Origin of the sequence: Streptomyces actinomycinicus (assembly GCF_016741775.1) — a bacterium.
GTDB classification, from domain to species: Bacteria; Actinomycetota; Actinomycetes; order Streptomycetales; family Streptomycetaceae; genus Streptomyces; species Streptomyces actinomycinicus.
In genome coordinates, this window is sequence record NZ_JAERRK010000016.1 from 15,547 (window position 1) to 30,132 (window position 14,586).

Below are 14,586 nucleotides of genomic sequence, written 5' to 3' on the forward strand. Positions count from 1 at the left end.
TCCCTGTTCCCGCGCCTGTCGCATGCCCGGAGAGCCGCTCGCATAACGTAACGCAACCGCACGCTCATGCAGCGTCACTCGCGGCTGTGCGCCATCGAGCCGAGGCCGGCGTGATGTCCGCTCATCGCCCGGACGAACTTCCTTCCGGCACAGGTCAGTTCATCGGAGTCGCGGAGCACGGACAAGGCGCCGCCGACCTCGTCGCGGTACCGGTCGAACTGCTGGGCCGCCCGGGCCCGCCACGCCGGGGGCAGCGCGCCCGTGGTCCGGGCCCGCCACCACAGGTCCGCCAGCGCCAGATGGGCGTAGGCCCCCTGGAGCACCCCGGGCACGGGGCGCGGGTCGGGCCGCCAGGCCACGCGGTGCAGTGTCCCGGCGCCCGGGCGGCACAGCGGGACGAGCCCTTCGAGGACGGCGAGCTTGGTGTGGTGGGTCTCGTGCACCAGGCACTCGGCCAGTTCCTGTGCGTCCCCGGGGAGCTGGGCCAGTACGGCACCCGGGGCGGCGCGCAGGGTGGCGGTCATCGGCTCGCCGGCGCCCCGGCCGGCCGGTTCCAGCGGGACCACGGCCCGGACCAGCGCGGCGATCTCGGCGAGCCGGCCCGGGTCGGTCGCGGCGAGCAGCTGCCGGGCCTCCCGCCAGCGCCGGGCCCACGCCTCCGGGGCGGAGTGGGGCCGCTCGGCACCCGGTACGCCCTGCGGCCCGATCCCGGCCGGCGGCACCCGGTAGGGGTCCAGATCGTCGAGTACGGCGTCACCGCCGGGCAGGGTGCGCAGCGCGGTCCAGCCGTGCGGCTCGCCGGCCGGGGCCACGCCCGCTCCGGGCTGTCGGCGCAGGGCGACACCGCTGCCGCCCCCGGCGTCGTCGATCCGCAGCAGTCCGGCGCCGCCGCTGAGCCGGGCCCGGCCGGAGGGCACGCCGAGCACGCCGAGCCCGGGCAGGACCAGCGTGCCCGAGGGCACGGCCAGCGTGCCGCCGACGTGGGCCCCGGCGCGTACGGCGGCGGCGACGGCGAGTCCGCCGAGCCGGGCCAGGTGCTCCTCGAAGCGTGGCCCGTCGGCCGCGGTGAGGGTCTCGGCCAGCCAGGTGCCGGTCGTCGGGTAGTCGACGGTGTCCCGGACCGCGTCCGCGTCGATGCGCTCCAGCAGCCCCCAGTCCCGTTCGAACCGGCGCCGGGCCGCGGAACTGGTCCGGGCCCGCCGGCGTTCCACCCGGACGAGGAGGGCCTTGAGATGGAGCATGCGACGCGCGTGGAGTGCGGCGCGGAGTGTCCCGGTGTGCGCGGGCCGGGGACGGGTGCTGGCCACCTCGGTGAGGGTGCCGGAGGTGACGTCCGGCCCCGTCATCCCCCGCTGTCCTCGTCCGGGGCGCGCCTTCCGAGTCCGGCCGGAAATGACCGTCGCAGGCCCTCGCCGCTGCCGGAGTACCACACCTCCTGGAACTCACCGGTACCGCTCAGCACACGCTCCACGGCGGCGACGAGCACGGGATCGTCCATGGCACGCAAGGACGCCAGATCGACGCCGGTCAGGTCGGGCAGGAACTCGGTCCGTCCGGCGTCCTCACCAGGGCCAGCCGCCCATGTCCTGTGCTCCCCCACCCTCTGCTCCTCCCTGCCTGCGCCCGCCCCGCACGGCCACCATGGCTGCCCAGTTCTTCCCGACAGAGCGGAACCAGAAACCCTGCCCGGATCAACTCCGGTCAACCTCGGGCCAGTTGTTCCAGGCCTGCGACCACGGCCACCAGGGCGGGGCCAGTTCGGCCCACTCGCCCGGCACCGGCGCCGGGACCCCGGCGGCCACCGGCTCCCGCTCGGCCCGCCGGGTCAGCTCCACGTCCGCCCAGTCCACCTCCCGCAGCGATCCGACCAGCCGCCGCCACTGCTCCCCGGCCGCCCGGAACGCGCTCCGGGCTGCACTGGGCCGCCCCAGCAGCGCCAGCACCGTCCCGCTGCCGTGCCGGGCGCGTGCGGCCGTCACCGAGCCCGGGTCGCCGCCATGGGCGGACTCGGCGTCCCGTTCGGCGTTCTCGTACGCCTGCAGCGCGTCCATCAGCACCGGCGCGCCCGCCTGGTGCCAGCCCTCCAGCCGCACCCGGGCCAGTTGCAGCCACGCCTCGGCCCGTACGGCCGCGTCCCTCGTCGCGCGCACCGCCTGCCCGAGCAGGTGCCGGCTCTCGAACAGGTCGGGCAGGAAGCCGACGTGGCGGAACCGCTGGGCGAGCGCGCTGCCGACCAGGCCCTGGAGCCGGCCGCGCTGCGCGGACCGGGCGGGCAGTGACTTCAGCGCCTCGCGCAGCACGCGCTCGGCGTGGTCGACCACGTCGGCGCCGTCCGGTGCGGAGGCCCGCCGGAGCAGGGATTCGCCCCAGGCGGTGAGGAGCGGTACGCGTCGTGCGCCGTCCGCCTGGGCGAGCAGTACGGCACGTTCCCAGGCGGCGTCGGCCTCGCCGTACTCCGCCGCCGCGTCGTGGAACGCGGCCAGCGCGGCGAGGCACGGCAGCAGCAGCGCCGGGTCGTCCCCGGCGGCCCGGCGGGCCTCGCCGAGCGCCTGGCGGACCTCGGCGTCCTCGGCCCCGGCCCCGCGCAGCGCCCGCGCCAGATCGAGCAGGGCGGGTGCCCGTACGGCGTCGGAGGCGCTCGTCCGGCTCAGCAGTGCGCAGGCTTCCCGCAGTTCGTCTGCGGCCGCGCCGGGCCGCCGCAGATCGAGCAGCAACCGGCCCCGCAGCAGGAGACGCGACCGGTGAGCGCCCACCTCCCAGGCCCCGGCGGCCACCTCCCGGGACCCGGTCTCCCCGTGCGCCCCGCCGGCTGCCCGCCCACCCCGCGGCGAAGCATCCCCGACCGCCACGACGGCCCCGCCTTCTTCCCCGCCGCCCTGCGCAACGGCGGCCCGCTCACCTCGGTCGCCCTGGACGACGTCGGCTGCCTCACCGTCACCGCCGCCCTGCGCAACGGCGGCCCGCTCACCTCGGTCGCCCTGGACGACGTCGGCTGCCTCACCGTCACCGCCGCCCTGCGCAACGGCGGCCCCCTCGTCGCCCCGCTCACCGTGCGCCACGCCGGGCGCGTCGTCGTTCCGGGCCTCCTGCGCCGGGCCGGTGTGCGGGGTGCGGGCGTGGGTGGCGACGTACGGCCAGGGCGGGGTGGCGGGGTCGAGGGTGCGGAGCGCCTCGGTGAGGTGGCCCGTCTCGGCCGTCAGCTGCCACAGCTCCCGTCGGCAGGCGGCCAGTTCCAGGGCCGCGTCGGCCCGCTCCCGGCTGTCGGCGGGGGCCGACGCGTACGCCCCTGCCAGTTCGGTCACGGCCTCCCGCAGCAGCCCGGCGCGCCTGCCCTCCGACCGCGCGCCCGCCGTACCGGCCTCGGCGCGCAGCACGCGGCCGAGGACGAGGCGCGCCCGCACCGCGGGTGCGGGGCCGTCGCCGGGGGCGGGGGCGGGGGTGGGAGTGGGAGTGGGGACGGTGCCGGGGGTGGCAGCGTTGCCTGGAGCGGCTTCGGCGCCTGCGGTGGTGCCGGTGCCCGTGTCGGTGCCGGTGCCCGCGTCGGTGGCGGTCCTCGTGTCGGCTGTGGCGGCGCGGGCCTGTTCGCGGGCGCGGCGCAGCATCTCCGGGTCGGCCAGCCGGTGCCACTGGTCGAGCAGCCGCTCGGCCTCGGCGAGCGGGTCCGGGGTGACGAGGTCCGGCAGGTAGAACCGCAGCACGCGCGCGGGGATGCGGGCGAACAGTTCCGCCTCCACGCTGCCGCCGCCCCGCGGACCTGGGTCCTCGGCCGGGTGCCCGCTGCCGGCGGCCGGATCGTGGTCGGCGAGCCGGGCCGCGGCCAGCGCGGCGAAGTTGCGGGTGCCCTTGCCGAAGTGCCGTTCCACGTAGGCCGAGCAGTGCTTGAGGACGAGGCCGGCGGTGTCCTGGTCGAGGGAGGCGAGGAGCAGGTCCTGTACCCGCGGCGGGTAGGCGAAGCAGGGCTGGCTCTCGGTGCCCGGCAGTTGCCGCAGCAGTCCGCCGAGAAGCACCTCGGCCAGTTCCATGGGTCCGGTGTCGGGCAGCATGGCGCGCTGGACCAGCTGCATCACGGGCAGCGTGAGCGGCGCGGCGGCGAGGTAGACGGCCAGCCGCAGGGCGCCGGTGGAGGCGCAGGCGCGGAAGGCGCGCAGCAGTTCGTCATCGCTGCGCACCGGCGGCGCCGCGGCCGCGGCGCCCGGTGCCGTGGCGGGGTGGGCGAAGGCCGCCCAGGCGTGCTCGCGGGTCGGACCGGTGCCGGCGAGCAGCCGGGCGAAGGCCTCGAACGCCTCCGGGGTGGGCTGGAGCACGGGCACGGGCCGGGCGCCGGGCGGCGGGTCCTCCCAGGGCTCGTCCTCGGGCCGGAACTCGAGGCGCCCTCCGGTCTCACCGGTGCGGACGAGCAGCCCGGGTTCCGCGGGCAGCGCGGTACGGCCCCACAGCCGGGGCGGCAGCGGCTGGACCACGGCGAGCGGGGCGGTCCGCGGCCAGCCGTGCAGCAGGCGCGGGGCGGCACCGTTCTGCCACAGGGGGCCGACGCAGTCGCTGATGACGAGGGTGAGCCGGCGCCCGCTGGGATCGTGCAGCTCGTCGGCGGGGCGCAACCGGGTGTGCCGGCCGGGACCCGCGGTCGTACCGACGAGGGGGCGGCCTGAGTCGTCGGCGTACAGCTGGTGGACGGCGACGGAGGCGAACGCGCCGGACTGCTGGCAGGCCTGGCGCAGTTCCTCGACCATCTGTGCCCAGACGGCCATGGCCGGCCCGGTGTCCATGAGCAGCTGGATGTCGCAGCGCCGGCGGCGGCCGGGCCGGGTGACGGGGAGCAGGATGCCGCTGGCGGCGGCCCGGTCGGCGGTGGCCGTCTCGTCGATCCGCTCGTCCCGGCCGCGCGGGGAGGCGATGCGGTAGCGGCCGAGGGCGCGCAGGGCCTTCTGCAGGTCGAGCAGTCCGGGCAGGGCGGCCGCGGCGGGCGCGCGGACGGGGAAGGCCGTGGCCGTGCCGTCGGCACGCGCGCGCGGGCCGGTGCTCGGGGTGTGCAGCGCGACGGCGCGGGCGAGGGCGTCCGGGGCGGAGGTGGCCGGGGCGGCGGGACCGTCCGCCGCGCGGTCACCCGGCGGGGCGGCGTCCTTCCCCGGCCCCGGCCCTGGCGGTACGGCGTCCGCTCCCGGGCCGGGCGGTACGGCCGGGCCGGTGCCGTCCGTACCGGGTCCGGGCGTGCCGCTGCCGGTGCCGGGCGTGCCGGTGCTGTCGTCGGGTGTGGCCGCGCCGAGCCGGCGGGCCAGCCAGAGCGCGTCCGCCACGTCCTCGGCGGTCGGCTGGAGCCCGCCCTGGCGCAGCTTGCCGATCAGCTCCTCCAGGCGCATCCCCGGCACCCGCCTCTCACCTAGTGCGGTCGAGCGGTTGCATGAGCATCTCGGTGATCCGCTCCCGGGTGAGGCCCTGCGCATGCGGATCGTGCTGGGTGAGGAACAGGGCGTTCAGGAGCTGGTCGGCCGCGAGCACCTCGCCGGGTTCGCGGTCCAGGAAGCGGCGGATCAGGTCGGCGCCGGCGGCGACGCCGTCCGCGCCGAGGTGGGCCTCGACCATGGCGGTGAGCTGCTCCTCGCCGGGCGGGTCCAGCTCCAGCTGGATGCAGCGCCGCAACAGCGGGGCGGGGAAGTCGCGTTCGCCGTTGGAGGTCAGCACGATCACCGGGAATGCGGTGCAGGCGATCCGCCCGCCGTGCACGGCCACCCGGTCGCCGTCGTGCGTGAGGACCTCGACCACGGGTTCCCGGTCGGCCAGCCGCTCCAGCTCGGGGATCGAGAACTCGCCTTCCTCCAGCGTGTTCAGCAGGTCGTTGGGCAGGTCGAGGTCGCTCTTGTCCAGCTCGTCGATGAGCAGCACGCGGGGCCGCGCGGTGGGCAGGAGAGCGGTGCCGAGCGGCCCGAGCCGGATGTAGGAGCCGATGCCCGAGGCGCCGCCGCCGTCGTCCCCCCGGGCCCGCTCCAGCTGGACGTCCTGGAGCCGGGCTATGGCGTCGTACCGGTACAGGCCGTCCTGGAGGGTGGTGCGGCTGACGATGGGCCAGCGGAGCACCTTGCCCAGGCCGAGTTCGTGGGCGATCGCGTACGCCATGGTCGACTTCCCCGTCCCGGGGTTGCCGGTGACCAGGAGCGGCCGGCGCAGGTAGAGGGCCGCGTTGACGGCGTCCACCTCGGCGGGGCGTGGAGCGTAGTTCTCGACCAGCCGGCGGCGCACACCGAGCCGGCGGGCGCTGCTGGGGTCCTCCGGGCCGTTGTCCGGGCCTTCCCGGGAGGCGGCGAAATCGCGCCAGGGCGGCGGCGCCGGCAGTCGTTGCATGCCGTCGTGCGGCTGACCCACTCCGCGGTAGATCCGCCAGTCGTTCACCTTGGGCTCCTCCCGGATCTGGTGATCGTGCAGCGGGCCGGGCCGTCCGACGTACGAGCGTACGCCCCCGCCGGCCCTCCCCGCGGAAATTCGGGGCGTCCGACGGCTGCCTTTCCCTCCGGCGAACACCCGTACGGCTCAAGGCGGTTGACGGGGCGTCCGCCACGAGCGCCGGGGTCACCGGCGGTGTCAGCCGCCGGGTGCGGCCAGCGGCGGCGGTCGCATGGTCTCCGTCCCGTACGGGGGCCGGTCCGGTGGATCGAACAGGACGGCGATCTTGCCGCGCAGGCCGTGCGCCCGGGCGGTGTCCGGGTCTGCCAGGCGGATGCGCAGGTCCCGGACCGGGCCGTGCAGGCCGTCCGCGTGCGCGGCGAGACCCAGCAGGGCGGCGGCCTGGTGATGGAAGTCGAGGCATTCGGCCGGGTCGTGGCCGTCGCGGCGCCACAGCACCAGCGGGTGCCCGGCCCGTAACGCGTCCCGCATCGCCGCGTATCCCTCGCCACTGCCGACGGGACCGCAGTAGAGGGGCACGGTGGCGTCGCCCATCGCCGACAGGGCCCCGTAGTACGGGTACTTCCCGCCGGTCCGGGGTCCCGCCGGACGGCACTCGCCCGGGGGCCGCCCGTGCAGCGTGCCGGGTTCCAGCGGGCCGCGCTGGACTCCCTTCCAGCGCCGGCGCCATTCCGGAGAGGGCGGCAGGCCGTTGCGCCGGACGTCCCGGACGACGACGGTCCGCCGTATGCCGAGCGGCAGCGCCCGTTCGTCCACGAAGTCGTCGTCCTCGTCGTCCTCGCCGCTGTAGGCGTCCTCGGCGCCGTAGCCGTTCTCGCCACGGTGGGTGTCCTCGTCGCCGTGGTCCGGGGTGCCGGACGGCGGGCCGAACGCGTCCGCGCCCGGGGCGGACAGCAACTGCCACTCGTCCACCGGCAGATCGAACAGCTTGCGGGGCAGGAAGACCTCGATCGCGGCGAGGTGCTCCCCGTGGTCCCCCTGGCTGAGCGCCCGGGCCACCGGTTCCCGCAGCACGCGCGCCAGTTCCTCGGGCCGCGCACCCCGGTCGTCACCGTCGACCGGCGTGACGTCCTGCCCGTCGTAGATCAGCTGCACACTCCAGGGATGCCGGCCGTACGTGGCGGGGCCGACCTTGACCAGGACGTCGGTGGGTGTGCCGGAGGACGGTGTGACGACGGGCGGCGCCCCGCGGTCCCACTCGGGCGCCCGGCCGGGGCCGTTTCCGGCGGGGACGGCCCCCGGTGCGGGCACGGCGGTCGCCGGGCCGCCTCCGGCCGGGAGCGGCGCTCCGGCGAACCCGGCGGGCCGCGGCGTACCGGCGTACTCGGCGGGAGCCGGCACCTCGACGGCCGCGCCCTGCGACGGCACTCCGCCCGGCCCGCCGCCGGCGCCGTCCAGCAGCGCGCGTATGGCGTCGCCGACCGCCCAGTGCCGGTGGTCCGCCGCCTGCCCGGCTATCCACTCCCCGAACGCCCGCAGCCGCCCCTCGTCCACGCCCCCGGGGCGCTCCCGGCCGGCCCGGCGGGCGACCCGCGCCGCGTACAGCAGTACGGCGTCCAGGTCGACCAGCGTTCCGCCGCCGCCCGCGTCCAGGGTGCGCAGCCCGTACAGCAGCGCGGCGCCCTCGCGCCAGGTCCGCACGTTCCGCAACACCAGTGAGCGCAGCCGCTCGCCGCGCACCTGCTCCTTCACGTCCTCCACGAGGTGGACGACCTCTCCCGCGCCGGCCGGCGGCGGAAGCTGGGCGAGGTGGCCGTAGAGCCGTGTCCGCAGCTCGGCGGTGATGCCGGAGACCTCGGGGGCGTGGCCGGGCAGCGCGGCCTGGAACGCGGTCCAGTCCGGGTACGGCGAGGGTCGGCCGAGGAGGCCCGCGTGGTGCAGTTCATGCGCGCGCAGCACCTCGCGCACCACCCGGCCGGCCTCGCGCGAGTCCAGCAGTTCGTACAGCGCGGTGACCGGAACGGCGACGCCCTCCTCCCGCCGGCGGCCCTTGATCACGCCGATGACGGAGCCGTGCCGCAGGTCGAGCACCGGCCCACCGGACAGCCCGCCGATCGGCAGGCTCCCGGCGAGCAGCAGGGCCCGGGCGTCGGACCCGGCGAGTTCGCCGGTGGCCTCGCGGATGCCCAGCTCGCCGGTCTGCACCGACCAGCCGTAGAGCCCGAGCGGGCTGCGCGGGCCGGCCTCCCGGTCGCCGAGCCACAGACAGCGCACGTCGTCGGCGCCGGTCACGCGGACGAGTGCGAGATCGGGGAACGGCCACGGGTCACGCGCCTGTCCCGCTCCGTCGGGCCGGGGCACGACGACGACGGCGGTCCCGGTGCCGCTGCACGGCTCCCAGGCGCCGACGGCGGTGCGCTCCTGCCAGGTCACGCTCAGGGGGCTCTCCCCTCGGCACACCGCGGCTCCCCCCTTCCCCACGACGTGGGCGCAGGTCAACAGCCAGCCCGGGGCTACGAAGAACCCCGACCCCCAGTACGAGTCACGGTCCGTTGCATACCCGTCACCCGGTGCGCCGATGCGTGCCAGCGAGGGGCGCACCATCTCGTCGAAGGCGCTCATACGACGTCGGGGGCCGGGGACCGGGGCGCTACGACACCGCCGCCCGGCGCCCCGGGGCCGGTGCCGTCCGTCGTCGCGGCGGGTTCCGTCCAGGTCAGGGACACGGTGAGCGAGGAGGTGCCGCCAGCCTCCGCGATGGCGCTCACGATCTTGCCCGACTGCGCCGTCAGTTCGATTCCGAAGCTGACCGAGACCTCGACCGGGGCCGGTGTGTCCAGACCGGCGCGCAGGGAGCGCACGACACCACCGACGGTTCCGGCCAGCCCCCCTGCCATGTCGAGGACCCTGCTGCCGAGTCCGGTGTCCCGGAAACCGTCGTCCTCGAGCGCGTCCTCGTCCGCCGCGCCGATCCTGGCCCAGACGACGGTTCCGTCGTCCAGACGCACACGTTCGACTCCTCCAGCCATGACGCCCCCGTTCGCCGATGGGAGGAGAAGGCTAACTCCCGGGGAGGGAGAGAGGGAGGGGAAAGGGAGGGGAAGAGGACAGCCGACGACCGACACGGTGAATACGGCCGATGATCGCCCTTGAGCCGCGCCACGCTCACCGGGTCCCGGGCGGACCGGCCGCCGGCTCCCCGTACCCCCGATCGCCGTAGCCCTGTCGCGCCTGCGCGCCCGTGCGGCTGTGCGCCGGCACCGGCGGGCGCGCACCCGCGGCCTGCGCGCCACGGGCGTCGCGGCCCGCGTGCCGGCGTGCCTGCTCACGCCCTGCCTCGTACGCCCTGCGCCCTTACTCGTCGTCCTCGTCGTCGAGACGCGCGAGCCACGTGGCCAGTCGCTCCACGGGCACCTCGAAGTCCGGGTTCAGATCCACAAACGTGCGCAGCTGCTCGGCAAGCCACTCGAAGGTGACCTCTTCCTCGCCACGCCGCTTCTCCAACTCCTCGATACCGCGGTCGGTGAAGTACATGGGCTCGCATCTCCTGCGTATACATCCAGCCTGCTGAAACTCCTCACCAGCCTAGACGCCGCCGGCCGGGCCCCGACGCCCCGCCCGACACCCCTGCCCGGCACCCCGCCCGGCCCGGCCCTACCGGCTGCGGCCCGTGACACGGAGGAGCGCCTTGACTTCCCACAGGCGCGATATATCGTGTTTGACGGAGGACGCGATATGGCGTGTCCGCCCCGCGTCCGCGCCCCTAGGAGGCCCCATGCCCGAGTGGTCCGTCACCGAGGCTCAGAAGCTGACCTTCGACACGCCCCTGCGCGACCTCCGGGTCCGCATCGTCAACGGCACCGTGAACGTCGTGGGCACGGACGACCGTTCCGCCCGACTGGAAGTCTCGGAGATCGAAGGGGCGCCCCTGGTGGTCACCCAGAAGGGCGACACCCTGACCGTTGCGTACGAGGACCTGCCTTGGAAGGGCTTCCTCAAGCGGCTCGACCAGAAGGGCTGGCGCCGCACCGCCGTCGTCTCCCTCGCGGTCCCCGCCGACACCCGCGTGGAGGTGGGCGTGGTCGGCGCCGCCGCCGTCGTCTCCGGCATCCGGGGTCCCGCGGTGATCAAGGGCGTGAGCGGCGACACCACCCTGGTCGGCATCTCGGGCCCGGTCCGCGCCGACACCGTGTCGGGCAACCTGGAGGCCCAGGCGGTCACCGGTGATCTCCGCTTCCGCTCGGTCTCGGGAGACCTGACGGTGGTCGAGGGCTCCGGCCCTTCCGTCCGGGCGGACTCGGTCAGCGGTTCCATGATCGTCGATCTGGACCCGGGCGGCCCCACGCAGGTGGGCCTCTCCAGCGTCTCCGGCGAGATCGCCGTCCGCCTGCCGCATCCGGCCGACGCCGAGGTGGAGGCGAACACGGCGAGCGGCACGATCTCCAACGCCTTCGAGGGGCTGCGGGTGCACGGCCAGTGGGGAGCCCACAAGATCACCGGCCGGCTCGGCGCGGGCACCGGCCGGCTCCGCGCCACCACGGTCTCCGGCTCCATCGCCCTCCTGCGCCGCCCGCCCCGGGCCGAAGCGGAGGGCACTGCGTGGGAGACGGAACCCCCACAGACCCCGGACCCCGGCACCGACACCGGCACCGGCACCGGCACCGCCACCAGCTGCGGCACCGACTCCGGCACCCGCTCCGGCTCCGGCTCTGGCTCCGATACCCGCTCCGGCTCCGGCTCCGACATGGAGGCCGGCACAGGCGCTGGCACCGACTCCGGCACCCGCTCCGACTCCGGCCCGCACACCGGTCCCGCACCTCACCCGGTCACCGGTGCCCCGGCCGCTTCGGGGGACAATTCCGTCTCCGGCCAGGACGCCGGCGCCAGCGGCGCCCCGGCCGACGGCACGACCGACAAGAAGGTGCTCTGACATGCCTCCCGTCTTCGCCCACGGACGCCTCCGCCTGTACCTGCTCAAGCTGCTCGACGAGGCCCCGCGCCACGGCTACGAGGTGATCAGGCTCCTGGAGGAACGCTTCCAGGGGCTGTACGCCCCGTCGGCGGGCACGGTCTATCCCCGCCTGGCGAAGCTGGAGGCGGAGGGCCTGGTCCGGCACACCAGCGAGGGCGGCCGCAAGGTGTACGCCATCACGGACGCCGGCCGCGCCGAACTGACCGAGCGCAGCGGCGAGCTGGCGGACCTGGAGCTGGAGATCCGGGAGTCGGTCGCGGAGCTGGCCGCCGAGATAAGGGCCGATGTGCGGGGCGCGGCGGGTGACCTGCGCCGCGAGATGCGGGCGGCGGCCTCCGAGGCCCGCCGGGGCACCGACGCAGCCGGCACCGGCCCCTTCGGGGAGCACACCGAGCCGGGTGACAAGGAGGCCTGGAAGGCCGCCAAGGAGGAGATGCGCCGGGCCAGGCAGGAGTGGAAGGAGCAGGCCCGCCGCGCCAAGGACGAGAGCCGCCGGGCCCGCGACGAGGCCCAGCGGGCTCGCCGCCAGGCCCAGGAGGCACAGGCCCGGGCGCAGGCCCAGGCCCAGGAGGAGGTCCAGCGCATCGCCCGCCGGGTCCAGGACCGGGTACAGGACCACTTCACGCGCGGCGACTGGCCGACCGGCGTCCGCGAGGGCCTGACGGAACTGGCCAAGGAGTTCGGCGAGTTCGGGAAGGACTTCGGCAGGGGGTTCGGCAAGGACCGGGGCTTCGGCCGCCCGGCAGGGGACCCCGGCACGGGCAGGCCGGCTGCCGCCGCGGGACCGGAGTACTCCACGACGCCGGACGACTTCCCCGCCGGGTACGAACCGTCGTGGGCCCATGAGCCCCCCACCGGTGACCCGGCCCGCGATCTGGACCGCCTCCTCGACCGCTTCCGCGACGACATCCGTGACGCCGCCCGCGACCACGGCGTCACGGAGGACCAGTTGCGCGACGCCCGCGGCCATCTGTCGGCGGCGGCGACCCGCATCGGGGCGATACTGCGCGGCCCGAAGACCTGAACCGTCCGGTCCGAAGGCCTGAACCGTGCGCGGCCCGACGGCCTGAACCGTGCAGCCCGAAGACCTGAACCGTGCACGCCCCGAAGACCTGCACCGTCCGGCCCGGAGCGGCACACCCCGCCGAGCCGGCACCGCCCGTCCCGCGCGTATGCCGTCGTCCGGTCGCACGGCCGGATCGTCGGCCGGTCGTACGGCCGGGTCGTCGGCCGGTCGTACGGCCGGGTCCGCTCCGGCCGTCCGCGCGGGTGCCGTCAGCCCGCCTGTGCTGTTCCCCGGCCGTACAGCACCCGCCGCACCGACTCGTAGGTCACCCCGTGGTCGGCGAGCACCTCGGCGGGCACGCCGGCGCGGACGGTCAGGGCCAGGAGGATGTGTTCGTCGCCGATGTGCCGGTCACGGCGGTCGAGGGCGGCGCGCAACGCGCCCTCCAGGACACCCTTCGCGTCGCGGCCGAAGGAGCGGCGCCCCGACCACCAGCCCCGCTCCCGGTGGTCGCCGGACATCGCTCCGGCACCGTGCACCTCCTCGACCCGGGCGACGACCTCCGTGACGTCGATCCCGAGCCCGGCCAGGGCGTCCGCCTCGGCCCGGGACAGTCCGGCCCGTCGCCGCGCCCCCTCCAGCGCTTCCCGCACGGACTCCTTGCGGTCCGCGAGCCCCAGCGCGGCCAGGGCAAAGGAGGCACGGCTCGCCTCGCGGTCGAGGAGGGCGAGCAGCAGGTGCTCGGCGCCGACGGACCGCAGCCCCTCGCGCCGTCCGTGCTCGACCGCGCCCTGTACGACCTCGCGGGCGTCCCTGGTGAAGCGTTCGAACATCACTGCCTCCCGTACTTCTTGTGCACGGCCTGCCTGCTGACACCCAGCTCCGCGGCGATCTCCTGCCACGACCAGCCTTGATTGCGCGCGCTGCGCACCTGTACCGCCTCCAGCTGCTCCAGCACCCTGCGGAGCGCGGCCACGGCACGCAGCCCCACCCGCGGATCGCGGTCACCGGCACGCTGGGCGAGATCCGTCGCCTCGGTCATGATGTCAACTTACGTTGACACTCACGGTTACGTCAACCAAAGTTGACAGCGGGGGTGAGAGAAAGGCGGGCCCGGCACTGCGGACCCGCCCGGCCGTCCCTCCGGAGGGAGTTCAGGAGTTGGTGAGCACGATCTTCCCGAACTGCTCCCCCGAGGCGAGCCGCTCGAAGCCCTCGCGGGCCCGGTCCAGCGGCAGCTCCTCGTCGATGACGGGCCGTACACCGGTCGCGGCACAGAAGGAGAGCAGGTCCTCCAGTTCGTCCTTGGTGCCCATGGTCGAGCCGACGACCTTCAGCTCCAGGAAGAAGATCCGGGTCAGCTCGGCGTGCGAGGGCCGGTCCCCGCTGGTCGCACCGGAGATGACGAGGGTGCCCCCGGGCCGCAGGGACTTCACCGAGTGGGACCAGGTGGCGGCGCCCACGGTCTCGATGACGGCGTCCACCCGCTGCGGCAGCCGCGCGCCGGGCTCCACGGCCTCCACGGCCCCGAGTTCGACGGCTCGCTTCCGCTTCGCCTCGTCCCGGCTGGTGGCGAAGACCCGGAGCCCGGCCGCCTTGCCGAGGATGATCGCGGCCGTGGCCACGCCGCCGCCCGCGCCCTGGACGAGGACCGAGTCACCGGGCCGCACGCCGGCGTTGGTGAACAGCATCCGGTACGCCGTCAGCCAGGCGGTCGGCAGACAGGCGGCCTCCGCGAAGGACAGCTCCTTCGGCTTGGGCAGGACGTTCCAGGTCGGCACGGCGACCTGTTCGGCGAAGGTGCCCTGATAGCGCTCGGTGAGGATGGAGCGCGGCTCGTCGGGGCCGACGCCGTGGCCGCTCTGGCCGATGACGGAGTGCAGGACGACCTCGTTGCCGTCCGCGTCGACGCCGGCCGCGTCGCAGCCGAGGATCATCGGCAGCCGGCCCTCCGGGAGGCCGACGCCCCGCAGGGACCAGAGGTCGTGGTGGTTGAGGGAAGCGGCCCGCACATTGATGGTGCTCCAGCCGGGCCGGGCCTCGGGAGCCGGACGCTCCCCCAACTCGAGGCCGGTGAGCGGCTGGTCGCGGTCGATTCGGGCGGCGTAGACAGCGAACATGCAGCCGACGATAGGGGCACTGATCAGCGGGCGGAACGGCGATGGCCTGTGACACATGCCCTCTTGCGCAGCGGCACCCGTCCAGCGCAGCCCCATACCGAGGCCCACCGCGGCCCCCGACCGCGGGGTGCCTCGTCGACGCGCGAGACGGG

12 protein-coding genes are annotated in these 14,586 nt (G+C 75.5%); 2 read left to right on the forward strand and 10 right to left on the reverse strand.

The window, feature by feature from the left end; all coding sequences use genetic code 11:
• Positions 1–74: 74 nt before the first annotated feature.
• From JK359_RS26185 to JK359_RS26220, 7 genes are all read right to left on the reverse strand, one after another.
• Positions 75–1,346 (reverse strand): aKG-HExxH-type peptide beta-hydroxylase, encoded by a 1,272-nt coding sequence (locus JK359_RS26185; protein ID WP_201840476.1) that lies wholly within the window; start codon positions 1,344–1,346, stop codon positions 75–77.
• On the reverse strand, positions 1,343–1,600 hold the full coding sequence (locus JK359_RS26190) for an FxSxx-COOH-like cyclophane-containing RiPP peptide (protein WP_201840478.1): 258 nt from the start codon (positions 1,598–1,600) through the stop codon (positions 1,343–1,345). Before JK359_RS26190 ends, JK359_RS26185 begins: the two co-directional genes overlap by 4 nt.
• 91 nt (positions 1,601–1,691) lie before the next feature.
• Positions 1,692–5,357 carry an SAV_2336 N-terminal domain-related protein gene (locus JK359_RS39340; RefSeq protein WP_236678492.1) on the reverse strand — a complete coding sequence of 1,222 codons (3,666 nt, stop codon included), beginning with the start codon at positions 5,355–5,357 and terminating at the stop codon, positions 1,692–1,694.
• Between the two features lie 16 nt (positions 5,358–5,373).
• Positions 5,374–6,384: an AAA family ATPase gene (locus JK359_RS26205; RefSeq protein WP_201840480.1), complete on the reverse strand. Its 1,011-nt coding sequence runs from the start codon at positions 6,382–6,384 to the stop codon at positions 5,374–5,376.
• Between the two features lie 189 nt (positions 6,385–6,573).
• Complete coding sequence (locus JK359_RS26210) at positions 6,574–8,958, reverse strand: VMAP-C domain-containing protein (RefSeq protein ID WP_307788289.1); 2,385 nt, start codon at positions 8,956–8,958, stop codon at positions 6,574–6,576.
• Positions 8,955–9,344 (reverse strand): CU044_2847 family protein, encoded by a 390-nt coding sequence (locus JK359_RS26215; RefSeq protein WP_201840483.1) that lies wholly within the window; start codon positions 9,342–9,344, stop codon positions 8,955–8,957. The genes JK359_RS26210 and JK359_RS26215 overlap by 4 nt, the downstream gene beginning before the upstream one ends.
• Positions 9,345–9,690: 346 nt before the next feature.
• Positions 9,691–9,870 carry a DUF6104 family protein gene (locus JK359_RS26220; RefSeq protein WP_003992906.1) on the reverse strand — a complete coding sequence of 60 codons (180 nt, stop codon included), beginning with the start codon at positions 9,868–9,870 and terminating at the stop codon, positions 9,691–9,693.
• A 241-nt stretch (positions 9,871–10,111) separates the two neighbouring features.
• Between JK359_RS26220 and JK359_RS26225 the strand changes: the two genes are divergently transcribed.
• Both JK359_RS26225 and JK359_RS26230 read left to right on the forward strand, forming a co-directional pair.
• Positions 10,112–11,266 (forward strand): DUF4097 family beta strand repeat-containing protein, encoded by a 1,155-nt coding sequence (locus JK359_RS26225; protein ID WP_201840486.1) that lies wholly within the window; start codon positions 10,112–10,114, stop codon positions 11,264–11,266.
• Position 11,267: 1 nt separating this feature from the next.
• Positions 11,268–12,332, forward strand: a complete 1,065-nt coding sequence (locus JK359_RS26230; protein WP_201840488.1) for a PadR family transcriptional regulator — start codon at positions 11,268–11,270, stop codon at positions 12,330–12,332.
• A gap of 251 nt (positions 12,333–12,583) precedes the next feature.
• Here the strand turns inward: JK359_RS26230 and JK359_RS26235 are convergent, their stop codons facing one another.
• From JK359_RS26235 to JK359_RS26245, 3 genes are all read right to left on the reverse strand, one after another.
• The gene (locus tag JK359_RS26235; RefSeq protein ID WP_201840491.1) at positions 12,584–13,147 is read right to left on the reverse strand and encodes a Clp protease N-terminal domain-containing protein; all 564 of its coding nucleotides are present in this window, start codon (positions 13,145–13,147) and stop codon (positions 12,584–12,586) included.
• Positions 13,147–13,356: a helix-turn-helix domain-containing protein gene (locus JK359_RS26240; protein WP_201840494.1), complete on the reverse strand. Its 210-nt coding sequence runs from the start codon at positions 13,354–13,356 to the stop codon at positions 13,147–13,149. The genes JK359_RS26235 and JK359_RS26240 overlap by 1 nt, the downstream gene beginning before the upstream one ends.
• Before the next feature lie 112 nt (positions 13,357–13,468).
• Complete coding sequence (locus tag JK359_RS26245) at positions 13,469–14,434, reverse strand: zinc-binding dehydrogenase (protein ID WP_201840497.1); 966 nt, start codon at positions 14,432–14,434, stop codon at positions 13,469–13,471.
• Positions 14,435–14,586: the final 152 nt, after the last annotated feature.